Origin of the sequence: Flavobacterium sp., assembly GCF_965262375.1 — a bacterium.
Lineage (GTDB): Bacteria > Bacteroidota > Bacteroidia > Flavobacteriales > Flavobacteriaceae > Flavobacterium.
The window spans coordinates 1,665,126-1,688,704 of sequence record NZ_OZ253527.1 but is presented as its reverse complement, the minus strand read 5'-3'; the positions used below and the strand labels follow the sequence as shown (position 1 = coordinate 1,688,704).

At 32.7% G+C, this 23,579-nt stretch carries 24 protein-coding genes and 1 pseudogene; 8 read left to right on the top strand and 17 right to left on the bottom strand.

The genetic code is table 11. The annotated features are described in order from the left end of the window. The first annotated feature begins 213 nt into the window (after positions 1-213). Together ACQY29_RS07760 and ACQY29_RS07755 are read left to right on the top strand one after the other, a co-directional pair. Positions 214-990 (top strand): DUF1963 domain-containing protein, encoded by a 777-nt coding sequence (locus ACQY29_RS07760; RefSeq protein ID WP_428224651.1) that lies wholly within the window; start codon positions 214-216, stop codon positions 988-990. Between the two features lie 56 nt (positions 991-1,046). Beyond that, the gene (locus tag ACQY29_RS07755) at positions 1,047-1,670 is read left to right on the top strand and encodes a hypothetical protein (RefSeq protein WP_428224650.1); all 624 of its coding nucleotides are present in this window, start codon (positions 1,047-1,049) and stop codon (positions 1,668-1,670) included. A 51-nt stretch (positions 1,671-1,721) separates the two neighbouring features. On the opposite strand, the pseudogene ACQY29_RS07750 reads toward ACQY29_RS07755, so the two are convergent. From ACQY29_RS07750 to ACQY29_RS07725, 6 genes and pseudogenes are all read right to left on the bottom strand, one after another. Further along, positions 1,722-1,976, bottom strand: a pseudogene (locus ACQY29_RS07750) (hypothetical protein); the annotation flags it as partial. Positions 1,977-2,005: 29 nt separating this feature from the next. Beyond that, entirely contained in the window at positions 2,006-2,656 is a 651-nt protein-coding gene (locus ACQY29_RS07745) for a hypothetical protein (protein WP_428224649.1), read from the bottom strand. 2 nt (positions 2,657-2,658) lie between these two features. Then, positions 2,659-3,801 (bottom strand): hypothetical protein, encoded by a 1,143-nt coding sequence (locus ACQY29_RS07740; RefSeq protein ID WP_428224648.1) that lies wholly within the window; start codon positions 3,799-3,801, stop codon positions 2,659-2,661. Next, the gene (locus ACQY29_RS07735) at positions 3,774-4,187 is read right to left on the bottom strand and encodes a YkvA family protein (RefSeq protein WP_428224647.1); all 414 of its coding nucleotides are present in this window, start codon (positions 4,185-4,187) and stop codon (positions 3,774-3,776) included. Before ACQY29_RS07735 ends, ACQY29_RS07740 begins: the two co-directional genes overlap by 28 nt. Positions 4,188-4,313: 126 nt before the next feature. Then, a complete protein-coding gene (locus ACQY29_RS07730) occupies positions 4,314-7,298 on the bottom strand; it encodes a histidine kinase (protein ID WP_428224646.1) in 2,985 nt (994 codons plus the stop codon). Continuing rightward, complete coding sequence (locus tag ACQY29_RS07725; protein ID WP_428224645.1) at positions 7,282-7,413, bottom strand: hypothetical protein; 132 nt, start codon at positions 7,411-7,413, stop codon at positions 7,282-7,284. The genes ACQY29_RS07730 and ACQY29_RS07725 overlap by 17 nt, the downstream gene beginning before the upstream one ends. Before the next feature lie 43 nt (positions 7,414-7,456). Here ACQY29_RS07725 and ACQY29_RS07720 point away from each other — a divergent pair, with 43 nt between their 5' ends. After that, entirely contained in the window at positions 7,457-8,350 is an 894-nt protein-coding gene (locus ACQY29_RS07720) for an IS1595 family transposase (RefSeq protein WP_138424779.1), read from the top strand. Positions 8,351-8,360: 10 nt separating this feature from the next. On the opposite strand, the gene ACQY29_RS07715 is transcribed toward ACQY29_RS07720, so the two are convergent. The 3 genes from ACQY29_RS07715 to rpmH all read right to left on the bottom strand — a co-directional run bounded on the left by ACQY29_RS07715 (position 8,361) and on the right by rpmH (position 12,518). After that, positions 8,361-9,002 (bottom strand): LytR/AlgR family response regulator transcription factor, encoded by a 642-nt coding sequence (locus tag ACQY29_RS07715; RefSeq protein ID WP_428224644.1) that lies wholly within the window; start codon positions 9,000-9,002, stop codon positions 8,361-8,363. A gap of 345 nt (positions 9,003-9,347) precedes the next feature. Then, a complete protein-coding gene (carB, locus tag ACQY29_RS07710) occupies positions 9,348-12,203 on the bottom strand; it encodes a carbamoyl-phosphate synthase large subunit (RefSeq protein WP_428224643.1) in 2,856 nt (951 codons plus the stop codon). Between the two features lie 153 nt (positions 12,204-12,356). After that, on the bottom strand, positions 12,357-12,518 hold the full coding sequence (gene rpmH, locus ACQY29_RS07705; RefSeq protein WP_428224642.1) for a 50S ribosomal protein L34: 162 nt from the start codon (positions 12,516-12,518) through the stop codon (positions 12,357-12,359). Between the two features lie 224 nt (positions 12,519-12,742). Here rpmH and ACQY29_RS07700 point away from each other — a divergent pair, with 224 nt between their 5' ends. Next, positions 12,743-13,258 (top strand): DUF2892 domain-containing protein, encoded by a 516-nt coding sequence (locus tag ACQY29_RS07700; RefSeq protein WP_428224641.1) that lies wholly within the window; start codon positions 12,743-12,745, stop codon positions 13,256-13,258. Between the two features lie 150 nt (positions 13,259-13,408). Beyond that, complete coding sequence (locus ACQY29_RS07695; RefSeq protein ID WP_428224640.1) at positions 13,409-14,119, top strand: TlpA family protein disulfide reductase; 711 nt, start codon at positions 13,409-13,411, stop codon at positions 14,117-14,119. Between the two features lie 7 nt (positions 14,120-14,126). Here ACQY29_RS07695 and ACQY29_RS07690 read toward each other — a convergent pair whose 3' ends face one another. From ACQY29_RS07690 to ACQY29_RS07680, 3 genes are read right to left on the bottom strand one after another with little or no spacing between them, the layout of a single operon-like run. Further along, positions 14,127-14,495 (bottom strand): sulfite exporter TauE/SafE family protein, encoded by a 369-nt coding sequence (locus ACQY29_RS07690; RefSeq protein ID WP_428224639.1) that lies wholly within the window; start codon positions 14,493-14,495, stop codon positions 14,127-14,129. A gap of 6 nt (positions 14,496-14,501) precedes the next feature. Beyond that, entirely contained in the window at positions 14,502-15,299 is a 798-nt protein-coding gene (locus ACQY29_RS07685; RefSeq protein ID WP_428225891.1) for a lytic transglycosylase domain-containing protein, read from the bottom strand. Positions 15,300-15,345: 46 nt separating this feature from the next. After that, the gene (locus ACQY29_RS07680; protein ID WP_428224638.1) at positions 15,346-16,005 is read right to left on the bottom strand and encodes an alpha/beta hydrolase; all 660 of its coding nucleotides are present in this window, start codon (positions 16,003-16,005) and stop codon (positions 15,346-15,348) included. Positions 16,006-16,160: 155 nt separating this feature from the next. Between ACQY29_RS07680 and ACQY29_RS07675 the strand changes: the two genes are divergently transcribed. Continuing rightward, positions 16,161-16,496 carry a hypothetical protein gene (locus ACQY29_RS07675; RefSeq protein WP_428224637.1) on the top strand — a complete coding sequence of 112 codons (336 nt, stop codon included), beginning with the start codon at positions 16,161-16,163 and terminating at the stop codon, positions 16,494-16,496. Positions 16,497-16,620: 124 nt separating this feature from the next. Here ACQY29_RS07675 and mtaB read toward each other — a convergent pair whose 3' ends face one another. From mtaB to ACQY29_RS07650, 5 genes are all read right to left on the bottom strand, one after another. Continuing rightward, positions 16,621-17,949: a tRNA (N(6)-L-threonylcarbamoyladenosine(37)-C(2))-methylthiotransferase MtaB gene (mtaB, locus tag ACQY29_RS07670; RefSeq protein WP_428224636.1), complete on the bottom strand. Its 1,329-nt coding sequence runs from the start codon at positions 17,947-17,949 to the stop codon at positions 16,621-16,623. Positions 17,950-18,217: 268 nt separating this feature from the next. Then, positions 18,218-19,615 carry an aspartate ammonia-lyase gene (gene aspA, locus ACQY29_RS07665; RefSeq protein WP_428224635.1) on the bottom strand — a complete coding sequence of 466 codons (1,398 nt, stop codon included), beginning with the start codon at positions 19,613-19,615 and terminating at the stop codon, positions 18,218-18,220. 72 nt (positions 19,616-19,687) lie between these two features. Continuing rightward, positions 19,688-20,860 carry a GlmU family protein gene (locus ACQY29_RS07660; protein WP_428224634.1) on the bottom strand — a complete coding sequence of 391 codons (1,173 nt, stop codon included), beginning with the start codon at positions 20,858-20,860 and terminating at the stop codon, positions 19,688-19,690. A gap of 2 nt (positions 20,861-20,862) precedes the next feature. Beyond that, complete coding sequence (locus ACQY29_RS07655; protein WP_428224633.1) at positions 20,863-21,363, bottom strand: hypothetical protein; 501 nt, start codon at positions 21,361-21,363, stop codon at positions 20,863-20,865. Positions 21,364-21,449: 86 nt separating this feature from the next. After that, positions 21,450-21,701, bottom strand: a complete 252-nt coding sequence (locus ACQY29_RS07650; protein WP_428224632.1) for a type B 50S ribosomal protein L31 — start codon at positions 21,699-21,701, stop codon at positions 21,450-21,452. Between the two features lie 226 nt (positions 21,702-21,927). On the opposite strand from ACQY29_RS07650, the gene ACQY29_RS07645 reads away from it, so the two are divergent. Then, positions 21,928-22,446 carry a DUF4199 domain-containing protein gene (locus ACQY29_RS07645; protein ID WP_428224631.1) on the top strand — a complete coding sequence of 173 codons (519 nt, stop codon included), beginning with the start codon at positions 21,928-21,930 and terminating at the stop codon, positions 22,444-22,446. Then, positions 22,446-23,396, top strand: a complete 951-nt coding sequence (locus tag ACQY29_RS07640) for a glycosyltransferase family 2 protein (protein WP_428224630.1) — start codon at positions 22,446-22,448, stop codon at positions 23,394-23,396. Before ACQY29_RS07645 ends, ACQY29_RS07640 begins: the two co-directional genes overlap by 1 nt. The last annotated feature ends 183 nt before the right edge of the window (positions 23,397-23,579 follow it).

Here is a 23,579-nt window from a genome sequence, read left to right as displayed (position 1 = left end):
ACAAATTAGAGAAATAATCACCTTTATAAACCAATTCACTTTAATCTATTGCATTTAAAATAAAATAAGTGAAAGGAAATGGAATTCTTGAACTTAACGAAAACTATATTGAATGGTAGTTTCTTCATAAAAACATTGCTAAATCATTTTCAAAAAAACACTAAAAAAGCTTATTTTTAACAAAACAAAAAGATAAAGCTAAAAACATTGCACATGAACTTTCTCAAAAAACTATTCGGTTTAGATAAACACACCAGTCCTACTAGTGAACTTGACGAAAAAATTAACCAAATTCTCAAGCAAGCGGCTCCCTACAAAAGAACAGCCTATATTCCTATTACAAAAAGCAAGACTGCTGAATTTTCTACCGATTCAAAATTTGGAGGTTATCCATATTTACGCCATGAAGAAGATTGGCCTGTTTGTCCAAATTGCGCGAATCACATGCAATTGTTTTTGCAATTAGATTTAGAAAAAATACCGACCAAAAAAGAAGAAGGCTTATTACAACTTTTTTATTGCACCAATGAAGAACAAGATTGTGAAGGTACATTAGAAAGCTTCTTTCATTTTTCCGAGGGATATCACAGCAGAATCATCAAAATTGAGGCCCCATCTGTTTCTATCGTTCCGAAAATAGATACAATCTTTGAAGAAAAAATCATTACGGATTGGAACGCTCAGGATGATTACCCGCATTATGAAGAATATGCCGAACTCGGTATCGATTTTGATTATGACCTGGCAGATGTCTTAGAAGAAAGAAACCTTTTACAAACCATACAAAAAGACAAACTTTTTGGTTGGCCTTTTTGGGTACAATCTATCGAATATCCGAACGACCGAAAAACGGGCAACCGAATGGAACTTCTTTTTCAAATCGACTCCGAAGACAACATTCCATTTCTATTTGGTGATTGCGGAACAGCACATTTAACACAGAGTCCCGATGATAAAAACGAGATGACTTTTGGTTGGGCGTGTTATTAAATATCGAACAGCTACAAAACATTTTCTATATTCACTATAATCAAAAACACTAAAAAATGAACGCAATCAAACTTAACTTCATCAACAATTCAAACGACACCAACAACAGCGACATTGTCATTTTCCAAAAAAATCTAGCCTTAAAGACTACTCATTCGGCAATTGCATGGACAGTGATTGAAAATTGTGGTCCATCTGAAAATCATCCATTCTCTTTTCCGTTAGATATACAAGTAGCATCAGGCGACTCGGACGGGAATTACACTCCCAAATTAGATGCTCAACCTGGGCAAAGTTTTGAAATGATTAGAACGGCATCTGGAGAAAGTTTTCAAATTTCTAAAGAGTCAAGTTCAACTCCAACTACTATTGAAATAAAAAACAATTTGGAAACTGGTGCTATAAATGCCAATATTTTTAAAGATGGAAAATTACTAGCTTCTACCCATACGATTGCTCCATCGCAATTAGCTGTTTTTGAATTCAAACCAGTTATTTATATTGGAGTCATTTCAGAAATAAAAGAAGGCGACGTGATGAATGCTGCCATACTTTCAAATATTAACACAGAACTCAGCCTATTAGGCATCGCCAGTGCCGATATTGTGATGACGGGAGGTGGTCCTGGCGCAAATGCAACTCCATTTCAATTCAGTCTAACCAATGTAAAATATGTATAAAACAAAAAAAACGGCTGTTTAGAGAAACAGCCGTTTTACATATATCGAATCTTACTTCGTTAAATACATTTTCCTTCTCGAATACAATTCGTAGAATTGATCATCTTTCAAATCATCGATAAACAAAATACTTTCACCAGTCGATTTCATTTAAGGCCCTAAAGCTTTGTTTGCCCCAGGGAATTTATTGAAAGAGAACACGGGTTGTTTGATAGCAAATCCGTTTAATTGTGGATTGAAATCAAAATCAGTGACTTTCTTCTCCCCTAACATCACTTTAGTAGCATAATTTACATACGGTTCACCATCTGAAATAATTTTTCAGTAAAAATCACTTAGCATCCGCCTTCTCCGTATATTTTAGCTTTAACAACATTACCTTTTTTATCCTTCACCACTAATTCTGCAGTATAGATTTGGCTTTCGTTTGAACTATCTCCTAGATACTTTTTTAAATGTACATAAGCAGAAAATACCTCATTGGAATATATCATGATTTCATCTTCTCCTTCTATAAAACTTGAGTGCTTCTTTAAAATAATACTTTCACCATTTATCGCAATGATAGCAGTTGTCCCCATATCATCAAAATAAACAAATTTTTCGGCTTTTAGTGCTTCCTTATTAATAGAAAAAACATGGCTACATCCTTCAAAATCTGACGGAATACTTGAAAAAGTACTAACAATAATCGCATTAGAATCTGACTTTGTTTCTGAACTTTCATTTGCTTCTGCTTTCTTTTTCACAGATGTTTTATCGTATTTTTGTAAAGCCAACAACCAGAGTCCTTTAGTTTTAGGATCCGTATTATTTAAAAAAGCAACTAATTTGTTAGCCTCAATTCGTTGTTGATATTTATCTAACTTTTCAAACTTATTTAAATACGCTATTACTTGTTGGTCTATGGTATTTGCTGTTTTTTTCTTTTGACCAAACGAAATTATTGTGGTTAATATTAATATGATTAAAAATTTTGCCTTCATAGTTACATTTTATTACCTATTTTATTTTCAATTTCTTTACTTCGTTGAAATTTTTCTTCTTCAAAAAATTTTTCTTCAAAAATTAATCTTTCATTTTCGCTTATACTCCATATTTGGTGCGCTCCTTCAATTTGACTATTAGAAAATAAAATATCAAACAATAACCCGTATTCATTTTTGATTGCTGTTAGTTTACTTTGAATTTTTAAATCTAAATCGTATAATCTTGAATGATTTTTATCCCAATGGCTGTATCCAATTTTGATTATTTTATCATATAAAAAACACAACTCTATTTTAAGATAAGTGGTATTTTCAGTGATTACATATTCCATCTCTTTATACACTCTTTTTTTCTTAGCATTTGCAAAACGAGAACTAGTTATTTCATGTTTGGTATAACTTTTAAATATTTCTTTCAAATGATTTGCTACAGTTTGCTCCGACATTCCAAATCTAAATTTATAAGGCAATTCGAGTGATGAAATTGGAAATTTTCTCATTTCTTCATTTTTCCTTTGAATGTCTTCTTGAACCTGTCTTAATTTATTAGCTTTAAAAATAACTTCATCGCTTTTTAAAAAGCTAATACCTTCTTGTAAAGTCTGAAATTCAATCCAATCATCTATAGAACTATTACTTTCTCCTTCATTATTTGGAGTCAAAAAATCGACATCATCAGGTTCTACGAGTACGGCATAACCTTTGTCAGAATTTAAAATTATGTAAATCTGTTTTTCTGAATTAGCATGATTGACATAGTTATCATAACGATGATTCCTACCACGATGAGAAAGGTAATCGCCACAAGACTGATATTCATCATACTTTAAACTTTCCACAGTAATAGAATCATTATATATCCATTCAAAATCTTTGTTAACTTTATGAGCTATTGCTTGATCACTCAAAGTAAATTTGGTTTTGTCATTTGACACAAAGTCTAGAGCATAACAATATCCTTTAGAATTTACTCTCAGAAATATATCAATACTGTCATTAACGATTTTTATATTTTTATCATAAAGAAACTTACCAACTGTTTTATCAGCTAACTCCGTTATAAAACTTTGAGAAAAAGCGAATGAACTAAATAAAATGAAAAATAAAATTCTCATTATATTAAACTCTTGCTTTCTTTCCATTCTTTATATTTATCTAAATCGCTAGTTGCACTACTAATTACCAAACCGATTACAAAAACATCGTCAATTAGACCAATTCCAGGAATAAAATCAGGAATAAAATCAATAGGTGAAATTAAATATATTAGTGATGCTACAATTGAAATAATAGTTGCTAAAGGAATTTGTTTATAATTGCCATTTATATAATCTTTTACTATCGAAAAAAACAATTGCAAATAATCCCAAACTTTTTCTAATTGGTTTTTATGCTTAGAAGCTTTTTCCATTGCTTCGTTTACTGTATTAGTTGTTTTTTGTTTATCTTTTATTAAAATTTCAGCTTCTTTTTCAGAAGATTTAAAAGATTTCTCAATTTGATTGAGTTTGTTTTCAACTTTTGACATAATATTAGTTTATAAATTTATATCACGAAAATAATCCGCAAAAAATCAAACTAATAAATAACTTTATGAATTGGATAAAAACAAATACAGGAGCTACTATTTACCCTACGAAAAACAAAAATGAAGTTAAATTTGCAGTAAAATCACAATAGACGTCCCGTCAAATTCTGTAAAATTTGTAGTAATTGGATTTAAAATCTGTGGTTGAATCAAACGAAGTCTTTCCTCGGCTAAAAGTAATGCTTTCGATTTATGCAATTTCACCTTTTCAAAAGAAGCTTTTCCTTTTCCGTTATCTTTAATTTGACAAACCAACAGATGTTTTTCTTTTAGTTTAAATGAGATATCTAAAGTAGGATTTGGATGTTCCTCATTAAAAGCATGTACAAACACATTTTCTATAAAGGGTTGAAAAAGCATAGGAGGCACCGCTATAAAATGAGCATCAATAGCCTCGTCAATAGTAATTGTTACTTGGATGCGATTGCCAAAACGCAAATTTTCAAGTTTAATATAGGTTTTTAAAAAATCTATTTCTTCGTTCAAAGGAATGGACTTTTGAGATGAATTATCTAAAGTAAGTCGCATCAAACGAGCCAATTCACTGATAAACAACAACGAATTATCCACATCATTACTGATTATAAAATCCTGAACGGTATTCATAGCATTAAAAGTAAAATGCGGATTCATTTGCGAAAGTAAAGCTTCCATCTTGGTTTCAGCTAACCTTTTCTCTATAAGTATGCGTTCTCTACTGCGTCGTTTATAATTGTAAACTATGAAAATGACTATTGAAATGACTATCAATAAAACAATAACAAAAAACCACCAACGCAACCAAAATGGTGGCTGAATTACAATTTTCAAGAGCTTAAACAAAGATATCTTACCCGTATTTTGGTCAAATACTTCAATCTCTAAATTGTAAGCCCCATAAGGTAAATAGGACAAGAAAACATTGGTTTTATCGCTATATGGACTCCAGCGATTCCCATTATTTAATCGATAACGAAATTTTAATTTATCCGCAAAAAGATGCCCTTTAGGGACAAAATCAATTGAAAAAGAATTGTGTTTGTAATCACAAATAAGTTCATTATTAGCATATGTAAACCAGTCATACTTGCTTTTAGCAATAGGTTGGTTATTAATAGCAATTCCATTTATAGCAATATCTTTTACAGTTTGCTGTGCTGACAACAATTTAGCAAGGTTTAAAACATAGTATCCCTTTAGGGTTCCAAGCCACAATTCGTCTTGGAATAATTGTGAAGTTTTAAAATTACAATCGTTTAAACCATGTTCCTTGTCTAGTAATCGAATAACCCCATTTTGATACACATTAATTCCTTTTTCAGTACCAATTAATATGTAATCTTTATACGACTCTAAAAAATTAATACTATTCCCAACAATGTCTTTTTTAGGAATGGTTTTAATTATTTTAAATTTGTCTTGATCATTTACAACGAAAACAGTTCCAAACTCGGCTGCTAAAATCAAATTGCCTTTAGCATCAGAAGTGATATGTTTGAATTTTTTCTCATTCCATATATTTTCAAACAAAAACGAGGTAAATTTTCCATTAGAATACGAAAACAAACCGTTAAACACCGAAATCAAATAAGTTTTCTTGCGGTTATTCAAGATCTTAACTATAAATTGTGGTGTTGCATTTTCGAATTTTGAAAAGTGTTTTCCTTGGAGTTTATAAACATCATCGTACAAATAGAGCCCTCCGTAAGTAATCGTTTCAATAAATTTATCATCAATAGTGAAACCAATTTTTAAGCTGTGTTTAGGGATATAATTTACAATATTCCCTCTTTCGTTTAGTTCAAAAATACCTAAATTACTTCCAATCCATATAGAATTATTATGTTTTACCAACTCATAAAAAACAATACCTCTTGCGGGTATATTAAAATTGAGTTCAAAATCTCTTGACTCCCTATAATTAGTGGCTATAGTCCTTTTTGCCTTTGTTATAGTTGCGATTTCAAATGCTTTGAAATTATTTTGATTAACTTCGCATATCTTTTCATTATTCTTGTTTAAAACAGAAATACCTTCATTATGAAGTATAAATCTTGACGTATTGATACTTTCTATATCAATGATATTTTTTTCTTGAAAAGGATAATATTGAATCGATTTGTCCAAACGAACTTCATAAATTCCTTTATCATTCGAACCTACATAAAGTATATCGTTACGCTTATCATAAACAACATTCAATAAAATTTTGGAGTCAATTCCGAATAAGTTGGAAACATTACAAATAGATGAACCTTTAATCTGAAACAATCCTCCATCAGGATTATATACTCCGTCAGCTGCTGCATATAGAATTTCTTTGTTACGTTGTGCGTAATCCCAGAATATAGAACTTTTTAGTTTTTCGAATTCCTTTTTTTCAGAAAGTAAAGCTTGAATATTTGCTTTTTGAAGATAACCTTCATTACCAATAAACAAATTTTCTCCTACTAAATGCGTACTATAATTATTCTTGTTTTTAAAAACTAAATTTACTTTAGGAACTCTTTGACTATAATCAATTTTATAAAGCCCTTCAAAAACACTTACAAAATAAACTTCATCCTTATATACAAAAAAATCAATACAAATGAAATCCTCCTTAGTTTTTGGTACTTTTGGGATAATCATCTTATGGGTATTGATGTCAATTATAGCTATTCCTTGTTCCGTACCAACGTAAATTTTATTTTTAAAATGAAATACTTTTCGCGTTTTATCGGCAGGTAAACCGTTTTTTGAGGTAAAACTATAAAACTTCTTTCCATCAAATTTACTGACTCCACCGCCATAGCTGGCAAACCACATATTGCCGTTTTTGTCTTGAGCTATATCCCAACAACTATTATAACCTAATCCATCATCTTGTGTAATAGTATAAAATGATCCATTTAAAAAACGAGAAACTCCATTTTCAGTTCCAATCCATAATACATTCTCTTTGTCAATAAATAGGGATCGAACGGCATTATTAGGCAACCCATTTGCAGTAGTATAATTAGTAGATACATACTGCTGGGAGAAAATAAAACTGTAGAAAAAAAGAAAAAACAAACTAATTCGTAATCGCATCTATTAGTTTCTTTTTAGAAAATAAAGCATCCGAAACAGGAATAGTCTCCCCAGTAATCAACTCTAACTTGTACTCATCCGATTTAAATCCTTTAATAAAATTTTTTGAGGTCATTAGATAATTTCATATCTTTAAAGTATTGTAAATACTGAGAAAAATGGAAATTTTTAAAGGACAAAACCTCTTAGAGTTTGCTGAATGCTTCAAAACAGATGAAGATTGCAAAAAATATTTGTCAGATTTGAAGTGGAAAGAAGGTTTTTTATGTAGAAAATGTGGTCATACAGCTAGTCAAATTCGGAAAGATTTTTCTAGGACTTGTAATATTTGTAGTCATACAGAATCTAGTAGTGCCAATACCCTTTTTCACAAATGTAAATTTGGCTTGAGAAAAGCATTTTTTATCTGTTTTGAAATGGCTACCACTACTAAAAGCCTTTCTGCTCTGCAGATGAGTGTACGTTATGGAGTTCAGGAAAACACCGCTCGTTTGTTTATGCATAAAGTTAGAGAATCCATGAAATCTAGTGAAAATCATCCAATGGATGGTATTGTTCATGTCGACGAATTTGTTGTAGGAGGTCATGAAGAAACTAAACAGGGAAGAAGTTATGATAGCAAGAAGAAAAAGGCTGTTTGCGCCCTAGAATTAACAGAAGACGGGAAAGTTAAACGATTTTACATTCTTAAAATAAAGGACTTTTCTTCAAAATCACTTCGTCAAATTTTTGACAAACACATTGAAAAAGAAGCAAAAATAACCACTGACAAGTGGAAAGGATACGCACCTATTTCAGAAGAGTATAATATCACTCAAATTCTTAGTAAAAATGGTTCCAACTTCAAAGCTTTACACACAATGATTCATCAAGTTAAAACTTGGATTAGAACGACTCATTCTTGGGTAAGTGATGGAAATATTCAGCGTTATTTTAACGAGTTTTGTTACAGAATAAATCGTTCTCAAAATAAAGAATCAATCTTTCACAATTTGATTAATAAAATGGTAAAGGCAGATAAAATTAATCAAAAGGAATTAGTATGTAGTTAATTGATGACCTCTAAAAATTTTTATTAACCAAATAACTTCTATGAACACGAATAAAACTAGAATCTGCAAGCATTTCTTCAACTTCTTTAAACGATTTTGAAGTAAAATATTCATTATCTATCGTGCACACATTCGAATAAGACCCATCTGATTTACAGTATACAATAGAATTTCCTTGTATTACTTCAAACCCAATTTTGGTAGGAAATACAATTCTTTGTTTATCAACAAATTGATTATTTATATTTTCAGTTAGCAATTTAAAGCGATCAAATGAAATTTTTGTTTCCTTCTTGGTCTCAAAACGAGAAATTGCTATCTTAAAATCGTCAGCATTAATTGGTTTTACAAGATAATCTAAAGCGCTATTTCGAATAGCCTGAATTGCGTACTCTTTATATGCTGTAGTAAAAATTATTTCAAAATTTATTTTATCAAAATACTTAATAAGTTCAAAACCATTTTCATCGGGCATTTGCACATCCAAAAAAACAACATCCGGCTGATATTTTTTAATAGAACGCACGGCAGTTTCTACAGAATTACACGCATCCACAACTTCAATTAAGCCTGAGTAATAACGCTCACAAAATTTTGCAAGAAAGTTTCGAGCATGCATCTCATCATCTACTATAATAACCCTGATCTTCATATTAGTCTAAAATATTTTCAAAAATACATTTTCTAACTAATACTCCCTCCATTTATCTTACGAATAGGCATTTCACATACATAAAAAACCCATTTTGATTTAATTTTGCTAATTTTATTAGAGTTAATTTCTTAAGAAGAAGATACTTTTATTATTGCTACTTTACTAGCTAGACATCAATACAGAAAATCAGTTTTTTAGGAATTACAACTACTATATTGTCATAACAAGGAGTGAACTTGGCGCAAATGCAACTCCATTTCAATTTAGTTTATCCAATGTAAAATATGTATAAAACAAAAAAACGGCTGTTTCTCTAAACAGCCGTTTTACATATATCGAATCTTACTTCGTTAAATACATCTTTCTTCTTGAATACAATTCGTAGAATTGGTCATCTTTTAAGTCATCAATAAACAAGATACTTTCTCCTGTAGATTTCATTTCAGGCCCTAAAGCTTTGTTTACCCCAGGAAATTTATTGAAAGAGAACACGGGTTGTTTGATAGCAAATCCGTTTAATTGTGGATTGAAATCAAAATCAGTGACTTTCTTCTCCCCTAACATCACTTTAGTAGCATAATTTACATACGGTTCACCATACGCTTTTGCAATGAATGGTACGGTACGAGAAGCTCGTGGATTAGCCTCAATAATGTACACCATATCATCTTTAATTGCAAACTGAATATTGATTAGACCCACCGTTTTTAATGCTTTTGCAATTTTTTCAGTATGGTCTTTAATTTGCTGCATAACAAACTCCCCTAAGTTAAATGGAGGCAAGGTAGCGTTACTATCTCCTGAGTGTACACCACAAGGTTCGATATGCTCCATAATACCGATAATGTACACATTACCATCCGCATCACAAATTGCATCTGCTTCTGCCTCGATAGCCCCATCTAAATAATGGTCTAACAACAATTTATTATTAGGTATGTGTTTTAAAATCTCGATTACGTGCTCTTCAAGCTCCTGCTTGTTGATTACAATCTTCATGCCTTGACCACCTAATACATACGAAGGACGTACCAATAATGGGAAGTCTAATTCATCCGCTAACTTAACCGCTTGTTCTGCGTTTTCAGCAACTCCAAACTTAGGGAAAGGGATATTCAACTCCGTTAATAATTCTGAAAAACGACCACGGTCTTCTGCCAAGTCTAAGGCATCAAATGAAGTTCCGATAATCTTAATTCCGTATTTGCTTAATTTTTCAGCTAATTTTAAAGCGGTTTGACCACCTAACTGAACAATTACACCTTCAGGTTTTTCATGACGGATAATGTCGTAAATATGTTCCCAGAAAACTGGTTCGAAGTATAATTTATCAGCAGTATCAAAATCAGTTGAAACCGTTTCAGGATTACAGTTAATCATGATAGTTTCATAACCAGATTCTTTAGCGGCTAAAACCCCGTGTACACAAGAGTAGTCAAACTCAATCCCTTGTCCAATTCGGTTAGGTCCTGAACCTAGAACTACAATTTTTTTCTTATCAGAAACTACACTTTCATTATGCACATACTTTGTACCATCTGCTTTTTCAATTTCAGCTTCAAAAGTAGAATAGTAATAAGGTGTTTGCGCTTTAAACTCAGCCGCACACGTATCTACCAACTTATACACACGTTGAATGTTCATGGTATCACGAAGTGTGTGAACCTGACTTTCTAAACAGCCTAACATGTGTGCAATCTGGCGGTCACCGTAACCTTTTTGTTTGGCTTCTAATAATAATTCTTTAGGAAGCGTATCTAAAGTAAATTTTGAAATTTCTTTCTCTAACAAATATAAAGCCTCGTATTCTTTCAAAAACCACATATCAATTTTAGTGATTTCGTGAATTCTTGACAATGGAATCCCCATAGCAATAGCATCGTAAATTACGAAAACTCTATCCCAACTTGCATGTGTAAGTTTTTCGATGATTTGCTCGTAATTTTTGTATCCTTTACCATCAGCCCCTAAACCGTTACGCTTAATTTCTAACGATTGCGTTGCTTTGTGTAAAGCTTCTTGGAACGAACGACCAATACCCATTACCTCCCCCACGGATTTCATTTGCAAACCTAAAGTTCTATCTGAACCTTCAAATTTATCAAAGTTCCAACGAGGAATTTTTACAATCACATAGTCTAAGGTAGGCTCAAATAAAGCCGAAGTTGATTTTGTAATTTGATTTTGCAATTCATCTAAGGTATACCCTAGTGCTAATTTTGTTGCAATTTTAGCAATAGGATATCCAGTTGCTTTTGATGCTAATGCAGAAGAACGCGATACACGTGGATTGATTTCGATGGCAACTATATCTTCATTTTCATCTGGTGAAACTGCAAACTGTACGTTACATCCACCTGCAAAGTTTCCAATGCTACGCATCATGTGCATTGCCATGTCACGCATTTTTTGGAATATTGTATCTGATAATGTCATGGCTGGCGCCACTGTGATACTATCTCCTGTATGGATTCCCATTGGGTCCATATTCTCGATGGTACAAATAATAACAACATTATCATTTTTATCACGCAATAATTCTAATTCATATTCTTTCCAACCTAAAAGTGCTTTATCAATAAGTACTTCATGAATAGGCGAAGCCTCTAAACCACGTGTTAATAAGGTATCGAAATCTTCTTTTTTATGCACAAAAGCCGCTCCAGTTCCTCCAAGAGTAAACGAGGGACGGATAACTAATGGAAAACCAAACTCCTGAGCAATTTCTTTTCCTTTTAAGAAAGAGTTAGCCGTTTTAGCTGGTGCTTGTGGAATTCCAATTTTATTTAATAAATCCTTAAATTGGTCTCTATCTTCGGTAATATTGATAGCATTAACATCTACCCCGATTAATTTAACTCCAAAATCTTTCCATATCCCTTTATCTTCAGCTTCTAAACACAAATTCAAAGCTGTTTGTCCTCCCATAGTAGGAAGCACAGCATCAATTTGCGGATGCGCTTTAAGGATTTCAATAATTGATTTGGTAGTTAATGGTTTTAAATAAATATGATCCGCCATAGAAGGGTCGGTCATGATGGTGGCTGGATTCGAATTGATTAAGATAACTTCGATTCCTTCTTCTCTTAAGGAGCGAGCAGATTGTGATCCAGAGTAATCAAATTCGCAAGCTTGACCAATAATAATGGGACCTGACCCAATAATTAAAACCGATTTAATAGAAGTGTCTTTAGGCATTGTGTTGTGTTGTATGTGTTGTTGTATTTTTGGTAATTCTTTGTAAACATTCGGCGATGTATACAGCTCAATACTAAAAATTTAGACTTGAGACTTTAAAAAAAAGGCGTTACCAATAAAAGTAACGCCTTAGTATCTGATTGTTTCCAATCATTATTTTTTATGTCTTGGTTCACAAGAAACAGTTAATTTATGTCTTCCTTTAGCACGACGACGAGCAAGAACTTTTCTTCCGTTTGCAGAAGCCATTCTTTCCATAAATCCGTGTTTATTTCTTCTTTTTCTTTTCGATGGTTGAAATGTTCTCTTACTCATAATTTGGTATCTTTAAATCTTGTATATTTTTCTTAACTATTCGGCTTTTCTGAAAACCGAGTGCAAATATACAACCATTTTTTATTTCTGCAATAGCTTTGTAAAAATAATTTCAAATTTTCATTTCTTTTTTCTTCCTCAAAAAATTAAATATATCAGTAAATAAAACATGTTCTATATCTAGCTTAACTTTTCTATATTTGCAACGCAATAAACAAAAAATTATGTTTCACAGAAATATCAAATTAATTCTTGCAGGTCTATTATTCGTTACTGCAATTTGGCAATTTACAGAAAGTAATATTGGAAACGGAATCTTCTTGTTACTATTAACGATTATTCCAATCTTACTTTATTTCAAAAACGAATATATTTTATTAGCCTTTTTAAAATTAAGAAATCAGGATTTTGCAGGCGCTAAAATGTGGTTAGACAAAATCAAAAACCCTGAAACCGCTTTAATTCAAAAACAACAAGGGTATTACAACTACTTAAATGGGTTAATGGTTTCACAAACTAACTTAAACCAAGCTGAGAAATTCTTCAAGAAAGCCATTAGCTTAGGCTTATCCATGGATCAGGATTTGGCTTTAGCTAAATTAAACCTTGCAGGGATTGCCTTATCAAGAAGAAGAAAACTAGAAGCAACAAACCTTTTAAACGAAGCAAAGAAATTAGACAAACATAATATGTTAAAAGATCAAATTGCGATGATGAAAGAGCAATTAAGAAGAATTTAACTACAGTAAATGTTAAAATCTCGAAAACCGCACCATTGGCGCGGTTTTTTTAATATATTTATGTAGATAATCGAGTAAAAAAACATTTTATCGACTTTTTTACAAGGTTTAAAATGAGCATATTAACTTCGCAACAAATAAAAGTTAATTATGAAACAGATATACCTATACATTGTTACGTTATTAATCGCATTGACTGGTTTTTCTCAAGATCAAGAACAACCAAAATCAAATTCTTTTGCCGATGCCTTAAGAAGCAATCTAGGTAAATACAACACTAAGGTTAATCAAGCTTTTGAAAAAAATAATATTGAACTAACTCAAGTATTATTTGATTCTTTGGTTGACTACCATTTGGCAGGCACTAAATTTGAAGATTATACACTTAAAACTTTTGAAAGAAAAAAACTTCAACTGAGCGCTATTCAGAAGCCAATATTCATTCTTACTTACGCTTCATGGTGTGTTCCTAGCAAAGGAGAATTTCAAGCTTTAAACAAGTTAGCACAAAAACACGCTAAAGAAGTACAATTCATCTTACTTTTTTGGGACAAAAGAAAGAATATCAAAAAAATCGCTAACAAATTCAATCACAACATCGAAGTTTGCTATGCTAACGAATCGTATCAAAATGACGCTCCAATTGTAGCGCATTTAAAACACTCGTTAGGATTCCCTACTTCATTCTTTCTGGATGAAAATTTAAATGTCGTTAAAATCAGAAGAGGTGGTGCACACCCAAAGTTAAACAGCAGTTATAATACAGCTTTAACAATGAATTATAACACATTTAGAGAAGGATTAAACACTATTTTAATAAACAAAAACCTAGGTAACGATCAGCTATCTGATTCTAATTAATTTGTAATTATTTATCAAAAAACATTTTGGTACCAATAGCCACCAATATAATGCTGAAAACTTTTTTCAGCATTTTTTGATCTATATTGACTGCTATTTTACTACCAAAGTAACTACCTACAACAAAAAACAGCGCAATAACCGCCGCATATTTCCAGTTGATATAACCTTCTTTATAATAGTTCATCACAGCAAGTGCAGTAACAGGAACAACCAATACCGCTAAACTTGTTCCTTGTGCCTGATGCTGCGAAAACCCCAACACAAACACCATCATGGGTACCATGATAATACCACCACCTACACCTACCAGTCCACTCAGCATACCAGCCAACAAACCAGTAATTATTAAAGCTACAATTGTTCCTACACTCATTTTCTATTATTTTACGGGTATCTCTAAAATATATTTTTTCTTTGAGGGATTATCCAATTTGGTATCACGCAACCAAGGGTTATACAATTTCAACTCTTTATAATTCACACCTTGCGCTTTTGCAAATCGTGCCAAATCAGTAATCGTACTGTCCACCTCAATTTTTTGGGTTTTTACAACTGGATACAACTCCTCCGTTTTTAGATTAAAATTATATTTCGCCGTATTCTGCATGATTTCTTTCAAAGCTAAAATTCTAAACACATAGCGAAAGGTTTCATCGGTGAGCAACAAATCGTAATAATTAGTCACTAATTGCTGGTCAATGGCTTTCTGAATGCCATTCATACCGCCATTATAAGAAGCAGCCGCCAAAGTCCAAGAGCCAAATTTTTCTTTCGCTTTCAACAAATAGTCACATGCTGCATAGGTCGCTTTTTCTAAATGATACCGTTCATCAACGATTTCACTAACTTCCATCCCTTTTTCACGAGCCGTTTGTGGCATAAATTGCCAAAATCCTTTAGCCCCCGCCGATGACGTTGCATTAGTCAATGAACTTTCAATGACTGCTAGATATTTAAAATCGTCTGGAACATTTTTTTCTTTCAAAATCGGCTCGATGACTGGAAAGAAACGATTAGCACGTTTCAATATCATAATTGTAGAACCATGCATGTTTTGATTAACCACCAATTCTCTATCCAAACGTTCTTTTACATCAGTTATATACAAGGGCACTTCCTCACCACAGAAATCCATTTTTTCAGGAAACTCACAGAGATGTTTGACACTCATTAACATCAAACCCACAACAAAAAGCACTACGGCAACTATTTTAAATTTCATTTTAAGCTAAAATTATTTGAGGCAAATTCTCATTTAACCATTTATACTTACTCAATATCATAATATGTGTTCCTCCTTTAATATTGATATAATTTTGAATATTCTTTACAGGAAACATCTCATCTGCATCGCCATGAATATGCACTACGCTTGCATCTGCTTCTTCACGATCCCAACACACAATCTGCTCAATAGCCCAATCGAGATATTCTTTTTCGATACGAGTCAAGAACTTTTTATATAATTCAATACGCTGCTTCACAATTCCTTTACCGAAAACATACTTAGCTAACGTTTCTACATTTTTAGCCAAGCCAGTAGGCAAAAACTTATACAACTTTGTTTTTTTTGCAATTTTCATTCGAGTAGGCAACTCCACATTACTCTTAATACTGGAAATGATAATTACTTTTTTGGGAGCAATAAACTGCGCCATTTCTTGTACCAAAACACCACCAAAAGATACTCCTACTAGCACCACATTTTCTTCGGTTATAGTTGCAGACATTCTTTTAGCATAATCTTTTAAAGACTCTTGAGGTAATGGCATGACCCACTCCAACAAATGCATCTCAAATAAATCCTCGGGTAATTGTATTCGTTCAAAAATAGTAGAACTCGCTGCCATTCCTGGCATAAAATAAACATGTAATTTAGGCATTCTTTTCGTAAAAAATTAAATTTTCAATAAAAGTAAAAAAAAATAATTGGACCTCTAAAGTCTCCCTTAAATTTAGCAATTTATTAAGACCGTAACCCGTTTAAAAACTTACTAAACAACCATCCTATCTGCAAGTATTTCTTATCTTTAACCTTATGGACGCTTCATTTAAAAACGAGACATTAGCATTCTTCGAAACCATAGCTAAATATTATGGTTCCAAAACGGAAATCTCCTCTGGAATTACCACCCATTTAGATGCAGTATCTCAACAAAGCACTTGGCTTTTATCAGAATTTACATTAATCCAATCGGCGTATAGAAACGAGGGGAATAAATTTATGCTGGAAGGAAAGAAAACCTATTTTGAAATTAGCGCCATCCATTTAATTGGTTTTGAACAAAAAGGACGTCACCAATTCGAATTTATTGAACAATATGCACCAAATGTCTATCGTATTACCAAAATCCGTTTTTTGTATAAGTACTGATGGATGATGGGTGATGGATGATGGGTGATGGATGTTGGGTGATGGATGAGTGGGAGAATTTTCAATAAAAAAACTCAAATCCAAAAAAATGAATTTGAGTTTTAATGATTTTATTTTAAAAATTTTATTTCGTCACTTCTAAAAACTCCACACGCACGCTACCATCTTCATCAATTTTAGACAAACTTACTTCATGCAACGAATTAACTAATTCAGGATTCCAAGGTGTTTTTACTTTTACATAATTTTCTGTAAATCCATGAATATAACCTTCTTTGTTTTCACCTTCAAAAAGTACGGTTCTTTCTGTACCTATCTGGCTTTCATAAAAAGCACGGCGTTTTTTAACTGATAATCCACGTAACATTTTGCTTCGTTTTGCACGTACATTACCTGGAACCACGCCATCCATTGCAGCTGCTTCTGTATTATCCCTTTCAGAATACGTGAATACGTGTAAATAAGAGATATCTAATTCACTTAAAAAATTATAGGTTTCTAAAAACAGTTCATCCGTTTCCCCTGGAAAACCAACAATTACATCCACACCGATACAGGCATGGGGCATTACTTCGCGAATTTTAGTCACTCTATCCGCATACAACTCACGCAAATAACGACGTTTCATGCGTTTCAATATCGTATTTGAACCTGATTGTAGGGGAATATGAAAATGCGGCACAAAAGTTCTACTTTGTGAAACGAAATCGATAGTTTCGTTTTTCAACAGATTGGGTTCAATGGAAGAAATACGCAAACGCTCTATTCCTTCAACTTCATCTAACGCTTGAACTAATTCTAAAAAGGTATGTTCGTGTTTTTTGTTACCAAATTCCCCTTTTCCATAATCGCCAATATTGACTCCAGTCAAAACGATTTCTTTGATGCCTTTTTGCGAAATTTCTTTGGCATTTTGCATTACATTTTGCATCGTGTCACTACGAGAAATTCCTCGTGCTAAAGGAATCGTACAATAGGTACATTTGTAATCACAACCGTCTTGTACTTTCAAAAAAGCACGAGTACGATCGCCTATAGAATAACTTCCTACATAAAAATCGGCTTCTTCAATTTCGCATGAATGCACTTCGCCCATTTCATTTTTAGACAAGTCATTGATGTAATCGGTAATTTTAAATTTTTCGGTAGCTCCAAGTACTAAATCGACACCGTCCACCGCAGCTAATTCTTCAGGTTTCAACTGCGCATAACAACCTACTGCCGCCACAAAAGCTTTATCATTTACTTTCAAAGCTTTGCGCACCATTTGTTTGAATTGTTTATCCGCATTATCCGTAACTGAACAGGTATTGATAACATATATATCCGCTACTTCTTCAAAATCAACACGTTCAAAACCTTCGTCTTGAAAATTACGTGCAATAGTAGAGGTTTCAGAGAAGTTTAATTTACATCCCAGCGTATAAAACGCTACTTTCTTTTTGTTTTCCATAAGTCATTCTCAATCAATGAAATCGTTGTCAAAAATTGAGGTTGCAAATTTAGATACATTTTTTGGTTTAATACAACAAATTGCACCTATTTTAAAACCACAAAATCTTAAATTGACCATTTTACCAACTTAAAAAGTTTCTATTCTTTGATAATTATCAAAATATCCTTTTTAAATCATTTCACCATTAAGAAATTAAGAGAATTAAGCCCCAAATAAACTTATAAACTTATAAACTTATAATCCCTTAATAGCAAACAGCTAAAATCTAATTAAAATCCTTAGGAGCCAACATGTTTTCTGGGTTCAAAATATCGTCTAATTGTTCTTTGGATAAAATATTATGTTCCAACACTAAATTATAGACACTTTTGCCCGTTTCTAAAGCTTCTTTAGCAATTTTAGTGCTGTTTTTATAACCAATATAAGGATTTAGTGCCGTTACAATTCCAATGCTATGCAACACCATGTCACGGCAATGGGCTTCATTAGCTGTAATTCCATCGATACATTTTTCACGTAATGTATCCATGGCATTGGTCATCAATTGCATCGATTCCAAAATAGCGTAAATCAACACTGGTTCCATCACATTCAATTGCAATTGTCCAGCTTCGGCCGCCATAGTAACCGTCAAATCATTTCCAATAACTCGAAAACACACCTGATTCATCACTTCTGGAATCACAGGATTCACTTTTCCAGGCATGATAGACGAACCTGGTTGCATAGGAGGCAAATTAATTTCATTTAAACCACAACGAGGCCCTGAAGATAACAAACGTAAATCGTTACAAATTTTTGACATTTTGATTGCCATGCGCTTCAATGCTGAAGAATAAATCACATAAGAGCCCGTATCTGGCGTAGCTTCAATTAAGTTAGGCGCTGACACAAAAGGCAAACCGGTTACTTTGGCTAAATTTTCCGCGCAACGCTTCGCATAGCCTATAGGCGCATTTAAACCTGTACCAATAGCGGTTGCCCCCATGTTAATTTCAAGAAAAAGATTGGAATTTTGCGTCAAACGGTCAATTTCTTCTTCAAGAGTCGCTGCAAAAGCTTCAAACTCCTGCCCTAAAGTCATAGGCACCGCATCTTGCAACTGGGTACGCCCCATTTTTAAAACATGTTTAAACTCCTCCCCTTTTCTTCGAAATGAAGCAATTAAATCTTTTAAATGCCCTATCAAATGTATGTTGGAATGTATTGCGCCCACTTTTATTGCTGTTGGATACGCATCATTGGTCGATTGAGACAAATTTACATGGTCGTTAGGCGAACAATATTGGTACTCCCCTTTTTGATGCCCCATGATTTCCAACGCGCGATTAGCCAATACTTCATTGATATTCATATTGGTAGAAGTTCCCGCTCCACCTTGAATCATATCTACTGGAAATTCCTTATCAAATTTTCCTTCAATAACTTCCTTAGCTGCCTGTACTATTGCATTTTTTAAGGATTCATCGAGTAAACCCAACTCAAAATTGGTTTCCACAGCCGCCCATTTTACATACGCCAAGCCTTTTATAAATTCAGGAAACTGATACAAACGCACGCCTGAAATATGAAAATTTTCGATAGCACGCTGGGTTTGAACCCCATAATAAGCCTCAACAGGCACTTGCAAATCTCCTAATAAATCGTTTTCTATTCTGTACATTTCTTTTTGTTTTAAAGCCAAAAAAACCACGATTTACAAGAATCGCGGTTTTTAAATACGTTTTATTTTTAATTACTCTTTTCTATATTTTTTAGTTTCTTCAAAAACATGCTCTAAAATTTTAGCATCTTGCTCTGAAAACTCTACATTTCGTCTTGCCATTACAATTTTAGCCGTTTGAAAAGCCTTAGAAGTCATGTAGGTGGTAAAACCTGAAGCTCCACCCCATGAAAAACTAGGCACAAAATTACGAGGAAAACCACTACCAAAAATATTAGCCGAAACCCCTACTACCGTCCCTGTATTGAACATCGTATTGATACCGCATTTACTATGGTCACCCATCATTAAGCCACAAAATTGCAAGCCTGTTTTTGCAAAACCTTCCGTTTCGTAACTCCAAAGCTTTACTTCTTCATAGTTATTTTTCAAATTAGAATTATTACTATCGGCACCTATATTACACCATTCACCTAAAACTGAATTCCCTAAGAAACCATCGTGCCCTTTGTTTGAATACCCAAACAAAACAGAGTTATTCACTTCTCCACCAATTACGGCATGCGGTCCTACGGTAGTTGCGCCATAAACTTTAGTAGCTAACTTTACACGACCACTCTCACAAAGCGCAAAAGGCCCACGAATTACAGAACCTTCCATGATTTCGGCATTTTTACCTATATATATTGGCCCCGTAGAAGCATTAAGCGTTACAAATTCCAAACTAGCACCTTCTTCAATAAAAATATTTTCGGGCGCAATCACATTCACTGATTTTGGAATAGGTTGCGACGTTCTACCTTCGGTTATCAATTCAAAATCTTCACGCAAGGCCACGTCATTTTTAGAAAAAATATCCCAAGTATTCTCAATACAAATACAGTCTACATGACATTCAATAATTTCAAAAGTATCAAAATCTACTTCTTGATTTTCAGTACTGTAAAAAGCCACCACTTCATCTTTATAGAAAATCGCTTGATTTTCTTCTAAAGATTTTATCATTTCGACTAAGACATCATTAGGCAAAAAAGAAGCGTTAATCATTACATTTTCTTCCATTTCCACCATAGGATATTTTTCAGAAAGATATTCTTCTGTGATGGTGGTGGTGGTATACCCCAAATATTTTTCCCATTTTTCACGAATGGTTAAAATCCCAACACGAATATCAGCCACTGGACGTGTAAAAGTAAAAGGGAGTAAAGCGTTTCGAACGTTTCCGTCAAAAAGTATGTAGTTCATTTTTATTTTTCTATTGATTTTTTACATTTCAAAGCAAATTCGTATTGCTTGCTCCAATATTGCGATTGGATTTCTTGTTCAATTTTAGCATCAGTAACTTCCGCTAAATTTAAATTTAAAATTTTTGCCCAGAACATTTTCTTAGTTTCTGAGTCAAAATAAATATTATAAAAATGGTATTGAAACAAATGAATCAATCCTTTGTTTCTAAGTTTATAAAAATCAAAAAGTGTATTTCTTGAAAAAAGAGTGATTTCTTCAAGAAAGGCAAGATATTTATAAATTTCTTCTGAAGATATATTCTCAAATGATTTGATATCTTTTCTATCTAAAGCATCAAATATTTTTACAAAACTAGGATTATCATAAAACCTTCTCCATAGTTCGCTTAAAAATTGAGTTTTTCTAAAAGAATTAGCACTTAAGTATTGAAATAAAGCCAAAGTGGCTAACACCAAAGGGATAGCGGACTTACTTACATCCAAAATAAAACCTAAATCCATTGTATTGAAATTTTATATTTTGGAACTAAAGGTATAAAAAAAAAGCCTCGAAAAAAATCGAAGCTTTAATTTTTGTTTTCACAATATTATTTGCTGAATTTAGCGTATTTTGTTTTGAATTTATCGATACGTCCTGCAGTATCAACCAATTTAGATTTACCTGTGTAAAAAGGGTGAGAAGTACGAGAAATCTCCATTTTGAATACTGGGTATTCTACACCTTCGTGCATGATAGTTTCTTTAGTTTCAACAGTAGATTTAGTAATGAATACGTCTTCGTTTGACATATCTTTGAATGCTACTAATCTGTAATTTTCTGGGTGAATTCCTTTTTTCATAATAAATCTTTTTATGTTTTGTTGCCTTGGGTCTTGATGCTTTTTTACAATAAAAAGGTATCGACTTACAACAACTTTTATTCTTAAATTATTTTAATTCAGAGTGCAAATTTACAACTATTTTTTAATAATCAAATTATTCTGTAACATTTTTAGTTTTTCGAACACTAACTCCTACAAAACAATAAATTAATATATTTGTACAACCTTATCAAAACAACAAAACATGAACGAAATTATTAAAAAGAACGGGATTCAGTATGGATTAATAATTGCAAGTATTGCGATTTTTTTTCAAATCCTAACCTATATCACAAATATTCCATTTTATAAAAACATGATATTGGGTTTTACTCTAATATTCATATACTGGGTAATCCGAATTTTTCTCGCTAATAAAACAAAAAAAGACTTCAAAAATTCTATCACTTTCAAGGAAGTATTCACAACACTATTTATAGCTTCAACACTAGGTATTGTTATATCCTCCCTCTTTAATTATGTATTTTTTAATTTTGTAGCTATCGATTTAGGCAATGAAATAAATGAATTCATGAACAATAAAATGATTGAATCCTACAAAATAATGGGGAAATCAAAAGCAGAATTAAAAGAAATTGGTGAAACATTAAATTTCTCTTTTTCAAGTTTATTTAAGACTTGTTTGTTCTCGATTTTAATAAGTGCTATTTTTAACTTAATTTTGTCTGCATTTTTTAAATCAAAATCGTCAAATCAACTCTAGTGGATATATCAATTGTAATACCTTTATTAAACGAACAAGAATCATTACCTGAATTAACGTCTTGGATTGAGCGTGTGATGACGCAACATAACTTTTCATACGAAGTTATTTTCATAGACGACGGTAGTACGGACAATTCTTGGCAAACGATACAAGATTTATCTTCAAAAAACGGAAGCCTAAAAGGTATCCGTTTTTTGCGTAATTATGGTAAAAGTCAAGCTTTACACGCTGGTTTTGCAAAAGCACAAGGAGATGTTATCATTACCATGGATGCCGATTTGCAGGATAGCCCAGATGAAATCCCTGGTTTATACGAAATGATTACCCAACAAAATTTCGATTTGGTCTCTGGTTGGAAGAAAAAAAGGTACGACAATACGTTGACTAAAAACCTTCCTTCTAAATTGTTCAACGCGGCGGCACGTAAAACATCGGGGGTACAATTGAATGATTTTAATTGCGGTTTAAAAGCTTACAAAAACGTGGTGATAAAAAACATTGAAGTTTTTGGGGAGATGCATCGTTATATTCCTGTATTGGCAAAAAATGCAGGCTTCAAGAAAATAGGCGAAAAAGTTGTCCAACATCAAGCTCGAAAATATGGAGAGTCTAAATTTGGCATCGACCGTTTCGTTAATGGCTTTTTAGATTTGATTACCATTTGGTTTTTAGGCAAATTTGGCAAACGCCCTATGCACCTATTCGGTTTACTTGGCACTTTCATGTTCCTTATTGGGCTTTTATCCGCTGGATATATTGGCGCTATGAAACTTTGGAAGTTGTATACTCATGAACCAACCATACTAGTTACTGACAATCCATGGTTTTACATTGCCTTAACCACCATGGTAATAGGAACGCAATTGTTTTTAGCTGGTTTCTTAGGTGAAATTATCTTGAGAACTAAAAGCAACGAAGAGCGTTATAAAATTCAGGAAGCCATTTAAGAATTTTCCAGCCCACGTTAATTATGAGAAGTATAAAAATCATTTCGAATAAAATAAGTGGACAAAAAGGCTAAAAGAAGTTGTAAGAAGAAATACTGAAACGTGTTCCCTATTGATTTTATATTTCAATTAGACGAAAACGAAGTAAACCTATATTGATATCACAAAGTGTGATTCCCTCAA

What these genes read in the sequence shown, in the direction of transcription:
- ACQY29_RS07760 (WP_428224651.1), top strand. Translation starts at nt 214, where the DNA reads ATGAACTTTCTCAAAAAACTATTCGGTTTAGATAAACACACCAGTCCT.
- ACQY29_RS07755 (WP_428224650.1), top strand. Translation starts at nt 1,047, where the DNA reads ATGAACGCAATCAAACTTAACTTCATCAACAATTCAAACGACACCAAC.
- ACQY29_RS07745 (WP_428224649.1), bottom strand. Translation starts at nt 2,656, where the DNA reads ATGAAGGCAAAATTTTTAATCATATTAATATTAACCACAATAATTTCG.
- ACQY29_RS07740 (WP_428224648.1), bottom strand. Translation starts at nt 3,801, where the DNA reads ATGGAAAGAAAGCAAGAGTTTAATATAATGAGAATTTTATTTTTCATT.
- ACQY29_RS07735 (WP_428224647.1), bottom strand. Translation starts at nt 4,187, where the DNA reads ATGTCAAAAGTTGAAAACAAACTCAATCAAATTGAGAAATCTTTTAAA.
- ACQY29_RS07730 (WP_428224646.1), bottom strand. Translation starts at nt 7,298, where the DNA reads ATGCGATTACGAATTAGTTTGTTTTTTCTTTTTTTCTACAGTTTTATT.
- ACQY29_RS07725 (WP_428224645.1), bottom strand. Translation starts at nt 7,413, where the DNA reads ATGACCTCAAAAAATTTTATTAAAGGATTTAAATCGGATGAGTACAAG.
- ACQY29_RS07720 (WP_138424779.1), top strand. Translation starts at nt 7,457, where the DNA reads ATGGAAATTTTTAAAGGACAAAACCTCTTAGAGTTTGCTGAATGCTTC.
- ACQY29_RS07715 (WP_428224644.1), bottom strand. Translation starts at nt 9,002, where the DNA reads ATGAAGATCAGGGTTATTATAGTAGATGATGAGATGCATGCTCGAAAC.
- carB (WP_428224643.1), bottom strand. Translation starts at nt 12,203, where the DNA reads ATGCCTAAAGACACTTCTATTAAATCGGTTTTAATTATTGGGTCAGGT.
- rpmH (WP_428224642.1), bottom strand. Translation starts at nt 12,518, where the DNA reads ATGAGTAAGAGAACATTTCAACCATCGAAAAGAAAAAGAAGAAATAAA.
- ACQY29_RS07700 (WP_428224641.1), top strand. Translation starts at nt 12,743, where the DNA reads ATGTTTCACAGAAATATCAAATTAATTCTTGCAGGTCTATTATTCGTT.
- ACQY29_RS07695 (WP_428224640.1), top strand. Translation starts at nt 13,409, where the DNA reads ATGAAACAGATATACCTATACATTGTTACGTTATTAATCGCATTGACT.
- ACQY29_RS07690 (WP_428224639.1), bottom strand. Translation starts at nt 14,495, where the DNA reads ATGAGTGTAGGAACAATTGTAGCTTTAATAATTACTGGTTTGTTGGCT.
- ACQY29_RS07685 (WP_428225891.1), bottom strand. Translation starts at nt 15,299, where the DNA reads ATGTTAATGAGTGTCAAACATCTCTGTGAGTTTCCTGAAAAAATGGAT.
- ACQY29_RS07680 (WP_428224638.1), bottom strand. Translation starts at nt 16,005, where the DNA reads ATGCCTAAATTACATGTTTATTTTATGCCAGGAATGGCAGCGAGTTCT.
- ACQY29_RS07675 (WP_428224637.1), top strand. Translation starts at nt 16,161, where the DNA reads ATGGACGCTTCATTTAAAAACGAGACATTAGCATTCTTCGAAACCATA.
- mtaB (WP_428224636.1), bottom strand. Translation starts at nt 17,949, where the DNA reads ATGGAAAACAAAAAGAAAGTAGCGTTTTATACGCTGGGATGTAAATTA.
- aspA (WP_428224635.1), bottom strand. Translation starts at nt 19,615, where the DNA reads ATGTACAGAATAGAAAACGATTTATTAGGAGATTTGCAAGTGCCTGTT.
- ACQY29_RS07660 (WP_428224634.1), bottom strand. Translation starts at nt 20,860, where the DNA reads ATGAACTACATACTTTTTGACGGAAACGTTCGAAACGCTTTACTCCCT.
- ACQY29_RS07655 (WP_428224633.1), bottom strand. Translation starts at nt 21,363, where the DNA reads ATGGATTTAGGTTTTATTTTGGATGTAAGTAAGTCCGCTATCCCTTTG.
- ACQY29_RS07650 (WP_428224632.1), bottom strand. Translation starts at nt 21,701, where the DNA reads ATGAAAAAAGGAATTCACCCAGAAAATTACAGATTAGTAGCATTCAAA.
- ACQY29_RS07645 (WP_428224631.1), top strand. Translation starts at nt 21,928, where the DNA reads ATGAACGAAATTATTAAAAAGAACGGGATTCAGTATGGATTAATAATT.